12 protein-coding genes and 1 riboswitch are annotated in these 12073 nt (G+C 26.7%); of the genes, 8 read left to right on the plus strand and 4 right to left on the minus strand.

The features are described 5' to 3' along the window. Positions 1 to 13: 13 nt before the first annotated feature. The 3 genes from ACEXNK_RS06245 to ACEXNK_RS06255 are packed head-to-tail and all read left to right on the plus strand — an operon-like array spanning position 14 to position 3311. On the plus strand, positions 14 to 703 hold the full coding sequence (locus tag ACEXNK_RS06245) for a response regulator transcription factor (RefSeq protein ID WP_373599465.1): 690 nt from the start codon (positions 14 to 16) through the stop codon (positions 701 to 703). A 2-nt stretch (positions 704 to 705) separates the two neighbouring features. Beyond that, complete coding sequence (locus ACEXNK_RS06250; RefSeq protein ID WP_373599464.1) at positions 706 to 2160, plus strand: sensor histidine kinase; 1455 nt, start codon at positions 706 to 708, stop codon at positions 2158 to 2160. A gap of 11 nt (positions 2161 to 2171) precedes the next feature. Continuing rightward, positions 2172 to 3311 (plus strand): hypothetical protein, encoded by a 1140-nt coding sequence (locus tag ACEXNK_RS06255; protein ID WP_373599463.1) that lies wholly within the window; start codon positions 2172 to 2174, stop codon positions 3309 to 3311. A gap of 27 nt (positions 3312 to 3338) precedes the next feature. On the opposite strand, the gene ACEXNK_RS06260 is transcribed toward ACEXNK_RS06255, so the two are convergent. Continuing rightward, entirely contained in the window at positions 3339 to 4712 is a 1374-nt protein-coding gene (locus tag ACEXNK_RS06260; RefSeq protein WP_373599462.1) for an alanine/glycine:cation symporter family protein, read from the minus strand. A 122-nt stretch (positions 4713 to 4834) separates the two neighbouring features. Then, positions 4835 to 4923: riboswitch (glycine riboswitch) on the minus strand. Between the two features lie 354 nt (positions 4924 to 5277). On the opposite strand from ACEXNK_RS06260, the gene ACEXNK_RS06265 reads away from it, so the two are divergent. From ACEXNK_RS06265 to tpx, 3 genes are all read left to right on the plus strand, one after another. Next, a complete protein-coding gene (locus ACEXNK_RS06265; protein WP_373599461.1) occupies positions 5278 to 5853 on the plus strand; it encodes a TVP38/TMEM64 family protein in 576 nt (191 codons plus the stop codon). 96 nt (positions 5854 to 5949) lie between these two features. Beyond that, positions 5950 to 6804, plus strand: coding sequence for a DUF4438 domain-containing protein (locus ACEXNK_RS06270; RefSeq protein ID WP_373599460.1), 855 nt, complete (start codon positions 5950 to 5952; stop codon positions 6802 to 6804). 145 nt (positions 6805 to 6949) lie between these two features. Continuing rightward, entirely contained in the window at positions 6950 to 7435 is a 486-nt protein-coding gene (gene tpx, locus ACEXNK_RS06275) for a thiol peroxidase (RefSeq protein ID WP_373599459.1), read from the plus strand. 40 nt (positions 7436 to 7475) lie between these two features. Here tpx and ACEXNK_RS06280 read toward each other — a convergent pair whose 3' ends face one another. Then, positions 7476 to 8120 (minus strand): class I SAM-dependent methyltransferase, encoded by a 645-nt coding sequence (locus ACEXNK_RS06280; protein ID WP_373599458.1) that lies wholly within the window; start codon positions 8118 to 8120, stop codon positions 7476 to 7478. Positions 8121 to 8294: 174 nt separating this feature from the next. Here ACEXNK_RS06280 and ACEXNK_RS06285 point away from each other — a divergent pair, with 174 nt between their 5' ends. Then, the gene (locus ACEXNK_RS06285; RefSeq protein ID WP_373599457.1) at positions 8295 to 9167 is read left to right on the plus strand and encodes a kinase; all 873 of its coding nucleotides are present in this window, start codon (positions 8295 to 8297) and stop codon (positions 9165 to 9167) included. 104 nt (positions 9168 to 9271) lie between these two features. Then, positions 9272 to 10246 (plus strand): DUF2804 domain-containing protein, encoded by a 975-nt coding sequence (locus tag ACEXNK_RS06290; RefSeq protein WP_373599456.1) that lies wholly within the window; start codon positions 9272 to 9274, stop codon positions 10244 to 10246. 68 nt (positions 10247 to 10314) lie between these two features. Here the strand turns inward: ACEXNK_RS06290 and ACEXNK_RS06295 are convergent, their stop codons facing one another. Together ACEXNK_RS06295 and ACEXNK_RS06300 are read right to left on the minus strand one after the other, a co-directional pair. Beyond that, entirely contained in the window at positions 10315 to 11379 is a 1065-nt protein-coding gene (locus ACEXNK_RS06295; RefSeq protein WP_373599455.1) for a 4Fe-4S dicluster domain-containing protein, read from the minus strand. A gap of 202 nt (positions 11380 to 11581) precedes the next feature. Continuing rightward, positions 11582 to 12073 (minus strand): ABC transporter substrate-binding protein (locus ACEXNK_RS06300; protein WP_373601569.1); only part of this gene is annotated, 492 nt, incomplete at its 5' end.

Consider the following 12073-nt stretch of genomic DNA (forward strand, 5'->3'; position numbering starts at 1 on the left):
GAAGGATATAAAAGTGAAAAAAATATTAATAGTTGAAGATGAAGAAAACATATCAGATATACTATCATATTCTTTAAAAAAAGAAGGGTATGAGACTAAAATAGCAGGTACAGGCTCAGATGCACTTGAATTTATATCGAATTTTAAGCCTAACTTGATAATATTAGATTTAATGCTGCCTGATATGAATGGGTTAGATATATGTAGGGAAGTAACAACAAAATATTCTATACCAATTATAATGTTGACAGCTAAGTCTGATACAATAGATAAAGTTTTAGGATTAGAATTAGGTGCAGATGACTATATAACTAAGCCATTTAATATAAGAGAAGTTATAGCTAGAGTCAAGTCTATATTTAGAAGAATAAATTTACTAGCAGATAATATTAAGTCAGACATAGAGTTAGTAAAATTAGAAAATGGATTAGAAGTAAATAAAAAAGAAATGAAAGTAAGAGCAGATAATGAAATTATACATTTAACTAGTAAAGAATATGAACTCCTTTTATATTTTATAGATAACATAAACGTAGTATTAACTAGAGCCCAATTACTAGATAGTATATGGGGAATTGATTTTGAATGTGAAAGTAGAACGGTAGATACTCATATCCAAAGACTTAGAAAAAAACTTGGAGATTATAATTGTATCGAAACAGTTATAGGAACAGGGTATAAATTATCTAGTAATAAGATATAAATATGAATAATTCTATAACTAATAAAATAATGATGTTTTTCTTGGTTATAATATTTTTTGTTATATTTTCTATAGTAATATATAGTAATTCATCTCTTAATAAAATAGTAGAGTATTTAATAGGGAATGAAATAAAAGAAACTACAAAAAGTATAAATCTTTATTTAGAGCAGTATTTTAGGCTAAACAAAATGGAATTTAATAAAATTGCATTTGTAGCAGAAAGCAATGATATATCAAGAGATCTAACATATAGGTTAGATAAAACGGTATATATATATAATAATAAAGGTAGGCTTATATATCCAAAGACTAAAAGACAAAACTGGTTAAAGTTTACTGAGGATATGGAAAATGCAATAAATGGAGAATTATCATATACCATAGAGTATAAAAATAATAAAGCTTTAGTATATGTATCATACCCTATTAAAAAAGATGATAATCTAGTAGGAATGATAAGATTTGTAAGTGATTATACACCGTTGTTTGAACAAACAACGTCATTTATTAAAAACACTCTTATATTTTCTATTGCAATATTTGCTTTTAGTATGATAATAGCTTATGTTATATCAAAACAAATAACTTTACCTATTAAGAAGTTAGCAAATAAAACTAAAGAAGTAACCAATGGAAATTTTGATGTTAATATAGATATAAAATCTGAAGATGAGCTAGGAATACTCGCTTCAGATTTTAAGCTTATGCTAAATACTATAAATACCCAAATAAAAACTATAGAAAATGATAGAGACAATTTAAAAGAGCTATCTGAAAAACAGAAAAAGTTTTTTGATAATGTAACTCATGAACTTAAAACTCCAATGACTACTATAATTGGATATAGTGAGATTATAAAAGATAATCAATTTACAGATAAAGAGTTTTTTAATAAAGGTATAAATAGAATTATATCAGAGTCTAATAGGTTAAATAGAATGATAGTTCAACTTTTAGATATATCTAAAAACAGTAATAAAAACTTTGATTATGAATTAAAAAAATTAGATATATCTAGTATTATAAAAAACATGTGTGAAGATATGACTTACAAAGCTAAAAAATACAATATGATTATAGAATATGATATAGAAAATGATATAAAGATAATAGCTAATGAAGATAAAATAAAGGAAATAATAATAAACTTAATAGATAACTCAATTAAATATGGGAGAGTAAACTCTACTATATATGTAAATGCATACAATGATGGTAAATATGTAGATGTTTCGGTTATAGACACTGGAGAAGGAATTGATGAAAGCGAAATAGAAAATATATTATCACCTTTTTATAGGGTATCTAAAAGTGAAACTAGAGAGTTGGGAAGTACAGGATTAGGACTTGCTATTGTTAAATCTATAGTAGAAAGTTACAATGGAGAAATAAATATAAGAAGTGAAGTCAATAAAGGAACAAAAGTTTCTATAAAGCTTCCTACAATAAGTTAAGGAGATATATAATGCTAAAAAACATAAAGCAAGATATAAAGAATATAATACTTTTACTTTTTATTGTAGGAATACTTTCACTTATTATATATATAAGTGTGTATTCCAGTAAAGAATACACTAAAAATGTAAATTTAGATATAGAAACATATAATTACAAAAAAAGTGAATATGTAAATAAGCATGAATCTATAAAAATTAATTCAGAAATACCTATAAATGATTACATTGTTGATTTAAAGTTTGATGGAAATAAATTAATTGCAATAAGCAATAGTATATATGAAAATAAGTCTGAAATAAAAATATATGAAATAGATCCGGATGATAATACTATAGATAATATAAAAAGTTTAAGTGAAGACTATGATATAGTATATAACACAGGAAGTATATCTCCATCTAGAGATTTGATTGTTTATGATACATTAGACTATAAAAATACAGATAAAAAACAAGATGTGAGTAGTATAATTTACAATATGGAAGATAATAGTAAAATCAACTTAGGATATTATTTTGAATTGTTAAGGTGGCTACCTGATAGCAGTGGTTTTTATGGAATAAGAAAAGGACAATTATTTGAATATAGCATAGATGAAGGTAAAGTAATAAAAACATATAACTTAAAAAATCAAGGGTATATAAGTAAGATTGAATTTTCTCAAGATGCAACAAAGATGTACACTATGAGTGTACCTAAAAGTGAAATTTGTATATATAACTTGAATGACAATACAACTAAAAGTATGTCGGACATAAAATATATTTATGACTTCGAAGTTATAGATGATCAACATTTAATTGTAGAAGGCATCAATGATTCTGAAAAACATTTATATCTATATAATTTAGAGAATGGGACAAAAGAAATTATAAAAGGTATACATTTAGATGAAATGCATTTAAGTAGGGATAAAAGTAAATTAATTACGGTTTATTATACAGGAAATAATGAAAGTACTATAGATGTATATGATATAAATTCATATAATAAAAAAGTAGATTTTTCAAAGTTAGGAACTATTCCGATGATAAAAGGTATACCGTATGTAGATATTAGCGATGGAAATAAGTTAGCTTATTCAATTCAAGGCGATAGTTATGATGAAAGCAAGATATATGTATATGATATAATTAATAAAAAATGACAACTTAATATAAGTTGTCATTTTTTATTAATTAGTTATCTCTAAATTAGATATAGTTACTTTTGAATCTAGGTGTTTAAAGTATAAGTTAGTTTCTGATATAACTATAGGCGATAAAATTATTAGAGCTATTAAATTAGGAAGAGCCATAAGAGCATTTACTATATCTGCTATTATCCAAACAATTTCTAACTTCAAGAATGAACCTAAAAGAACCATAAGGATAAAAACTAGTCTATAAGCTTTTATACCTTTAACTCCAAATAAAAATTCATAACATCTTTCTCCGTAATAACTCCATCCAAGTATGGTTGTAAATGCAAATAAGCTTAAACTTATAGCCAAAAATAAAGGTCCAAATAATGGAAGTACAGATTTAAATGCTTCTTGAGTCATAAGAGCACCATTTAAATCAGATTTCCAAACGCCTGATAACACTATAGAAAATCCAGTAAGAGTACATATTATTAAGCTATCTATAAATGTACCAGTCATAGATATAAGACCTTGTTCAGCTGGCCATTTGGTTTTTGCAGCTGCAGCTGCAATAGGTGCACTTCCAAGTCCTGATTCATTAGAAAATACCCCTCGAGCTATTCCATTTTTTATTGCCATTGAAACAGTAGACCCTAAAAATCCTCCAATAGCTGCAGTTGGAGAAAATGCACTTTTAATTATTAAAATAAAAGTTGAAGGAATTTGATTTATAAATGTTATACATATAAGAAGACAAATTCCTATATAAATCACTGCCATGGTAGGGACAATTTTACTAGCAATATTAGATATATTTTGTAGTCCACCAAATATTACAATAGCAACTAAAATTGCTAAAAATATTCCTGTTATCCTAGGATCTATACCGAAGCTACCATTTATAGAATCTGTAATAGAATTTACTTGTGTGAAAGTACCTATTCCTAATAGAGCAACTAAAATTCCACTTATAGCAAAAAAAGTTGCCAAAGGTCTATATTTTTTACCCATACCGTTTATTATATAATACATTGGACCTCCAGATATTTGTCCATTTTCATCTGTAATTCTATACTTTATGGCCAAAACACCTTCTGCATATTTAGTGGCCATTCCAAAAAATGCAGCAATCCACATCCAAAATAAAGCACCAGGTCCACCGGAGCTAATAGCTGTAGCCACGCCAACAATATTACCAGTACCTACTGTTGCAGCAAGTGCTGTACAAAGTGCTCCAAAACTAGTTATGTCGCCTGAGCCTGTATTTTCAGCTTTAAATATAAGTTTAAGTGCTTTTGGTAATTTAGAAATTTGTATGAATCCAAGTTTAATACTAAATAAAATACCAGTACCAACAAGTAAAATAAGTAAGGGGGGACCCCAGATGAAGCTATTTATGCTTCTTAATACATCAATTAAATTCATAATGTAACACTCCTTTTATTTTTTATGAATTAATTGACAGGAGATTAAAAAAGATATTAAACAATGAGTTGTTTGATACAATTTGACATACTAACTTTTAAGTAATGATTTAAATGTCAAAAAACATAATCCCTGTCCTTTTGCCTGAGAGATTGAGCTAAAATGCCTTGCCCCTTCGGCGCCCGTTATGGGTCTCTCCAGAGTTCCGTCAACTTTACAGTCCTAATTTAAAATAAATTGCCTGAGAGTGCTACTCCTTCGGCGTGCAAATATGCAACTCTTCTACAAAGTTTCAACCGGATATAAAAATATATGTACTACTAATATACATATTAATTTATAAAAATATTATTGTCAATAAAAATTGTCGCAATTTAAAGAAATTTATAAAAATTTAAGAAAATTATAGTTTGATATATTAATATATTTAAAAATATTAAATTATAAGTTATATTACAATTGTGTAATAGATATTGATATAAAAAAATAATAGGAGTAAAATAGTAGTAACTTATAAGACTTAATTAAGTAAATACTTTACTTATAATATAGAGGAGATTTTGGGATGGAGCATATAGAGACATTATTTACGTTAGCTAGAGATAATTACATATTAGTATTTATAATAGGAACATTTGCAAGTTTTTTAGAGAGTTTTATACCTGCATTACCACTTATGGGAATTGTTATTGCAAATAGTATGATGCTTGGATGGGCAGTTGGGCTTTTAGCATCAGTAATAGGTTCTTGTACAGGAACATACTTACTTTTTTTATTATCGAGTAAATTTGGCCATTTAAAAATTTTTAAACAAATAGAGAATCACAAGATTGAAAAAGCTATAAAATGGGTTAAAGAACAAGAATTTGCAACTTTATTTATTGCATATTCTTGTCCTTTTATACCAGGGTGCTTAGTTACATTAGCATGTGGAATATCAGAGAAAGATAGTTACACATTCATACCTCCTATGGTAAGTGGAAAAATACTAATGTTTCTAGTTGCAAGTTATATAGGAAATGATTTAACTGGATTCTTACAAAGTCCTATGAAAATTATATTTGTATCTGCTCTTGTTATAGCTTCTTTCTTGATTGGAAGAAAAGTAAACTCTAGAATAGAAGCAAAACATAATAATTAATATAAGAAAAATCCTTTAATAAATATTTATTAAAGGATTTTTTTGATTAATAATAAATATAATTATTAGAGATAAAATACAAGGGGGATATAAAGTATGTTAAAAACTAATAAAGATAAAGTTGTAAAATGGTCAGCACAGGGAAAAATTCATCATCCATTAGCTCTAAGTTACAGAGTTACACACGAAGGAAAACCAGTTATACTGCCTTCAACAGGAGGAATATCATATAATGTAAAAGTTGGAGACGGTGTATATGGATTAGCAGGAGATCATGTAGAACCAGGTGTATCTATAAGAAATGAAAATGAGAGAGAAAATAATGCTTTAATGACATTTGCATGTATAGGAAATGAAGCTAAAGTAGTTAGTGGAGACGCAAAAGGTGCAAAAGGGTATGTTACAGGGATGCATGGAGGAATAGAGCATGTATTAGTTCACTTTGATGATGACACACTAGAAAATCTAGCTATAGATGATAAGATAATGGTCAAAGCATATGGACAAGGATTAAAATTAAAAGATTATGAAGATGTACATGTAATGAGTATTGATCCGGATTTATTTGAAAAGCTAGGAATTACTGAAAAAGATGGTAAAATACAAGTTCCAGTAGTTGCAAAGGTACCACCATATTTAATGGGATCAGGAATAGGTTCAAGCAATGCATACACAGGAGATTATGACATAATGACTGCAGATTTTAACGAAATAAAAAGACTAGGTCTAGATAAATTAAGATTTGGAGATATAGTACTTCTTGAAGATTGTGATAATACATATGGACGAGGATATTTAAAGGGTGCAGTAAGCATAGGAGTTATAGTGCATAGTGACTGTGTAACTTTAGGACATGGACCAGGGGTTACAACTATTATGGTAAGTAAAAGTCCTATAATAGAAGGTATTATAGATGAAAATGCTAATATAGTAAATCATATAGAAAAATAAAATCAATAAAGCTTAAAGATTAGCGTTTAGCAAAATCAGGCTTGGGTATAAAAAGAGTATAATAAATTTATACTCTTTTTATTTTGTATAAATTTATCATTAAAGATAAAAATAAATTTGAGAAAAATTTTAGGAGGATATAGATATGAAAGTTACATTTCAAGGAGCACCACTAACATTAGAAGGAAATCAAGTTAAAGTAGGAGATATAGCACCAGATTTTACAGTTGTAGGAAATGATTTAAGTCCTATAAAATTTAGTGAAACTAAAGGTAAAAGAATTTTAGTTGCTGTACCATCTCTAGATACACCAGTATGTGATATGGAAGTAAGAAAATTTAATACAGAAGCATCTAAATTAGATGATGTTAAAGTTTACACTATATCAATGGATTTACCATTTGCACAAGCTAGATGGTGTGGAAATGCAGGAATAGAGAATGTAGTGACAGCTTCAGACTATAAGGACAGAGAGTTTTCTAAATCTTATGGATTATACATAAAAGAGTTAGGTTTAGTATCAAGAGCTGTAATAGTAGTTGATGAAGATAATAAGGTTAAATATGTAGAGTATTTAGAAGAAATAACTAATGAACCTAATTATGAAAAAGCTTTAGAAGCTGTTAAGTAATAAAAAATGATGTCTTATTTAAATAAGACATCATTTTTTATTACTTAGAAACTAAAACTCGAAAGCAGTTATTACAAGAGGGAAAAGGAGAAGAATAAATATTCTTAGGCTTTGTAATATCTATATTTCCTACAAAATTAAATCCAATATCATCAATTAATCTAGTTAATTTAGGTACTTGGGTAGGAGGAACGTCTGTAGTTATTATTAAGTATCCACCTTTTTTTAAAACTCTATAAAATTCATTTAAACAGCAAATTAAATCTATATCAGATAGATAATTTATAACTCCTATGCAAAAAATTTTAGAAAAAAAACTATCATTATAAGGTAAACTATTTAAATTAGATTCACTAAAATTTATTTTATAAATATAATCAGTAACCTTAAAAAAATCTTCTTCATCAAAAAAATTATAGACAGAGGATAAAATATCATCGTAGTTTTTAATATTTTTAGAAATATCAAATGCATAAACATTATCACACACACTAGCTAAGTAAAATTTAAAAGGATGAGGAATTCCACAAGCTGAATCTAAGCAAATATCATTTTTGGAAACAAAGTTCATAGCCCATTTATATTCATATTTTCTATTATGCCAATTAGTAGGGATTTTTAGTAAACAAGTATCTGTTATCTCATCATCTTGTAAGAAAAATCTTGACGTGTATATATTGCTCATATCTATCACCTAATTTATTAATGTTGATATTTATAATAATATGTCTTAAAAATTAAATTTGTTCTAATTTTATGAAAAAATATATATTAAGTTAAAATATTAAGAAGGGAAATGAGGGACATTTATCAAAATATATATATATTCGTTTAAAGTGATTTTTTGGGGGGGATATACTTGGTTGAAGAATTTGATATAAATGGTGCTAAAATTATATTTTCTGAAGAAAAAGTTAGATATAATCAAATTAGAAAAGAATTTTTAGAACAAGCTAAAATATATAACGATACATTTATACAAGAATTTAATAAGAACTATTCACACAACGATATAAATAACATAGCTTTAAAATTAGGAGAAGACTACATAGGAAGATGCGTAAAAAAAGGAGTAGAGATAGTAGTTAACTATGGAATAATAACCATAGATATAAATTTATTTACAAAAAATTATTGCCATAAGTATTTAAACTATTCTAAAGACTTTAAAAACATATCTAAAGATCTTTTTATACAAAACAAAAAAATTAGTCTAGCACAAAAATCATTACAAAATAAAAAAGTAATAAATGAGTTAAGCAAAAAAATATATGAAGACTGTTTTAATATACACTATGCGGTTATAGATGCATTAATTGATAATGGAGTGGATGTAGTTGCTTCTTATATAGAAGAAGATAGCATAGTAAAAGCAAATGCATTATTTAACAACTACAAAGATGGATTTATAGATAAAACTAATGAATGTTATGTTATAAAACAAATAATAAATTTAAATCCATATAGAGAAGATATATATGAATTTTTTATAAAAGAAGATGGAGACTTTAATCAGGAAATAGATAGATTAACTAAATTTTTAGGCTACAGTATGCATGATTATAAGGGAAAGCTTATGGATAAATATGTTCAAAATATAAGTGAGAATCTTGGTTATGAAGTTGAGTTTGAAAAGGAAAAAATAGAAAAGTATGCAAAATATATAGGATTTAATAAAAAAGATATATATATAGCAAGAATAGATGCATTACACATGTATCAAAATGCATAATTAAAAGGCTTATTTTTAAATAGGCCTTTTTTTTGAAAAAATTTTAGAACAATTCAGCACCAATAATAATATAATAATATAATAATCCAAAAAGGGGGAATTGCATGAGGCAAGTTAAAGATAATGGACATATTTGTCATATTAATGGAGATTTAAATGAGTACTCAATAGGATGGAATACAGTGCCTTTTAAAGATTGCAAAATAAATAAAAATCATTTCAAAAAAAAAATATGGAATAATTATACATGGATGAATAAAGATTTTGTTTTAAACTTTGCAATTATAGATATGGGATATGCATCTTTAGTACAGGTTGATTTTTATGACTTAAATTCTTGTCAGAATATAAATCGGATTTATAGATATCCTCTTAGTAAATATATAATTTTAGATGAAAGAATAAATTCATATGCACATTTTAAAGGTAGAAAAAAATTTATAAATGTATTAAGAAGTTCAAATCATTTAAATATAGATTTAAAGTGGAAGGAAATCGATATAACATCAATAATCTATTTAGATTATGAATCTTTAAATATGGTGATACCTTTAGGTTATGATTATTTTCATTATACATCTAAACATATGAATTTAAAAACAGAAGGTATATTAACTATAGGAAAAGTTAAATATGATTTAAGGGATTGTAAATGCTTTATAGACTATGGGCGAGGAGTATGGAAACGACAAACAAATTGGAATTGGATAACCAGTGGATTTATTGATGAAAATAATATTAATATATCTATTAACTTAGCTTCTAAGTATACAGATAATATAGGTATTAATGAAAATTGTATCAAGATAGATGATAAAATATACAAACTGAAAGATGATATTAAATTTTATAATATTAATAATGAAGGTTTAATAAATATAAAATCTTTAAAATCAGATGAAGTAAACTTAGAATTTAAACCGAGTATAAATTATACAAAAGCTAATAATATGTTATTTCTAAAGTCTAAGTTTAATCAAATTGTAGGTATTTTAAATGGATATATTAAATATAGAGATAAGTATATTCAAATTAATAATGCTATAGGGTGGTGTGAAAATCATTTTGCAAAATGCTGAAAGTTTTGAAGAAGAATTTAAATAGCTAGATAAATAATATATTTACATATTATTTATCTAGCTATTTACTATCTCATCCAATTTGGATTTCCAGGAATGAATGGACGTTTACCAAATTTTTTAGTATATTCTTTTAATACCTCTGAAATTAATGGAATATTGTCTTTGAACGTATCTATATTTTTTATAGAGTCTAGCTGTTGAGAAAATGGACAAACAGCAATACATATGCCACAATCAGTACCGAAATATCTCCATTTTATATAACATGACTCAGCGTCAATAGTCCAATTATAAATATCATTATTTTCTTTTTCCGTATCAGTTGAGAGTGAAGTAGAAGGACAATTATAAGCGCATTTCTTACATACTTTGCAAAAATCATCTAAACCAAAATCAACAGGTTCATCTTCTTCAAGTTCTAGGGTAGTAGTAACTACTCCAAGCCTAATACATGAACCATATTCTTTGGTAGTAAGTAATGTATTTCTACCTATACTACCTAAACCTGCATCCTTTGCAACTAGTACTGGCATTAATAAATAATTTGAATCCATGTGGTTTCTAGCATCATATCCTAAACTTCTTATGTAATAACTAAGAATCATACCTACAACAGCAGTATCTACATAAGCTTTACTAGTTTCTACAACTTCAGCGAGCATAGGACCTCTATTAATCATATCTTTATCCATTTGAACAGCAAATACTATTGCATATTTATGATTAGATTTAATTTCTTCTCCGTAGTTTTCCTCATGACGACCTCTATGTGTATAAAAATGATAATCTTTAAGCTTTGTAACACCAACTAAATCAGCTCCATAATGAGAAGCTAATCCTTTTATACGCTTAGAAAGTGTCTTTTTATTTGCAATTATTTTTTTTTCATTAACGTGACCTTCACAAAGATGTGTTATATCAGATAAAAACTCAAATGCTGAAGATGCCATAGGTGAATTAACTTCATTATATGTCATAGAACCATCCCCGCAAATATTTGGTCTAGATCTAATGCTATCATCCAAATTTTTTTTATGAGGATTTTTTTTATAATAATCTTCATATATAGGTGTTCCTTTTTTATAATTTGCTCTTGAAAAAATAATATCTCTTTCATCTATTTTTCTCATTTCAATACCCCCATTTATCTCTATAATAAAATTATACTAGAATAAACTAAAAAAGGAAAAAGATTATCTAAATAGATAAGCTTTTTCCTTTAACGGTATTCGCCTATAAATAGGAATATAAGGTCGAATCCAGAGTATACACTATTAATAGTATATACTTTATTATATTAATTTATTAAATTTATGTTACTAAATGAACATATTATTTTATCGTTTTTATACTTTCATTAGCAAAATCAGTATTAACTATTTTGTCATAAGGAGCTTTTTTATCAAGTTCCTTAGCTTCTTCCATAACATCCATTAATAAATTAAGGCTATCTTCTTTAAGAAGAGGGTCATGAGCCCAAGCGTCTATAGATTTATATCTTTCAACAACAGATATTAAATCTTCTTTATTAAAATCTGTAAAGAAAGGCTCTATAGCATCAGCTATTTCTTCTGGACTGTGATTTTGAATCCATAATTGGCCCTTGTATACTGCATTTGTAAAGCTTTGTATTAAATCTTTATTTTCCTCTATATATTTTACAGGAGCAGAGTAGGCAGTATAAGGTATAAGGCCAGACTCTTCACCTATAGAAGCTACAACATAGCCTTTACCTTGTTTTTCAAGTTCTAATGCAGTAGGCTCAAATAAAGCTACATAATCACCTTCACCACCAGCGAAAGAACCTGCAAGTACATTGAATTG

The sequence above is a fragment of the Paraclostridium bifermentans genome (assembly GCF_964259345.1).
GTDB classification, from domain to species: Bacteria; Bacillota; Clostridia; order Peptostreptococcales; family Peptostreptococcaceae; genus Paraclostridium; species Paraclostridium bifermentans_B.